Below are 1,087 nucleotides of genomic sequence, written 5' to 3'. Positions count from 1 at the left end.
CTCCCATCATGCAGCATAATTAATTTTGGGGTGCAGAAAAAAGCGAGCAACATGTTTATTTCTTCTTTGCAGCTTCCTGAGATGACTTTTTGTCTTTTTTTCTAATTCTTGCTGATTTCTTGCGGGCGATGAGTGGCGAAGAGCACTTTTCAAATCGCCATTAAGGTATTCATCCGGATTTAATTCTGGGGAATAAGGCGGTAAATAAAACACCTCAATGCGACTTTTATATTTTTCCAACCAACATCTCACGACTTTGGCATGGTGTACCCGCAAATTGTCCAATATCAAATAGACTTTACGACCGGCTTCTTTTATGAGCCGTTGAAAAAATTGTAATAACTTTTTGGCGGTCATCGTCTCCTTGTATAGCATGAATCTTAGGCTACCACGGTTATTGATGGCTGATATCATATTGATTGAAAAGCGCTTTGCATTTAAATCGATAACGGGCGTTTTTCCTTTAGGTGCAAAGCCACGACTATGTTGACAGGTATTTTTGAGGCCCGTTTCGTCACCCCACCAAATTTCGGCCGCTTCCTCTGCGGCTTTTTTCTTGATAGCCGGATAGGTCTCCTGATGCCACTTTTCGATGGCTTTGGGGTTTTGTTCGTAAGCTCTTTTAAGCGGTTTTTGCGGGGTAAATTCCCAACGTTTCAGATAATCAGTCAGCGTTCTTTCGGCAATTTCTATCCGCCACATTTGCCAAATGACGGCTTGAATGGCTTTACGTCCCCAAAGGGCAAACGGTAATTGCATTTGTGTCGGGGTCTTATCGCGTAAAACTTGCTGAAGTTTCTCTTCCTGAATGGGGTTGAGTAAACGTTGTTCTAATGCGCGCCGCCCACGTTTGCCCTGAAGCAAGGCTTCATCTCCGCTGTTTTCCCAGGCTCTTATCCAAATACAAATGCTGTTGTAGCTGATACCTAATGTTTCAGCGATGGTATTCCGCGAGATCCCTTGTTGATACATGCGTATCACCAATTGCCGATTATATTGTTGTATCTCTGGAGGAAGTTGTCGAGTATCTTTTTTCATCTTTCCATAATACAACCATTATTCGTATTTGAACACCGAATTAATATTA

Annotated in this window: 1 protein-coding gene; it reads right to left on the bottom strand. The window is 42.2% G+C overall.

The genetic code is table 11. The features are described from left to right. Positions 1-6: 6 nt before the first annotated feature. On the bottom strand, positions 7-1,038 hold the full coding sequence (locus tag Xind_RS19575; protein WP_047686372.1) for an IS630 family transposase: 1,032 nt from the start codon (positions 1,036-1,038) through the stop codon (positions 7-9). Positions 1,039-1,087: the final 49 nt, after the last annotated feature.

The sequence above is a fragment of the Xenorhabdus indica genome, assembly GCF_014467235.1.
In the GTDB taxonomy this organism is placed as follows: Bacteria; Pseudomonadota; Gammaproteobacteria; order Enterobacterales; family Enterobacteriaceae; genus Xenorhabdus; species Xenorhabdus indica.
This window is presented reverse-complemented; position numbering and strand designations above follow the sequence as displayed.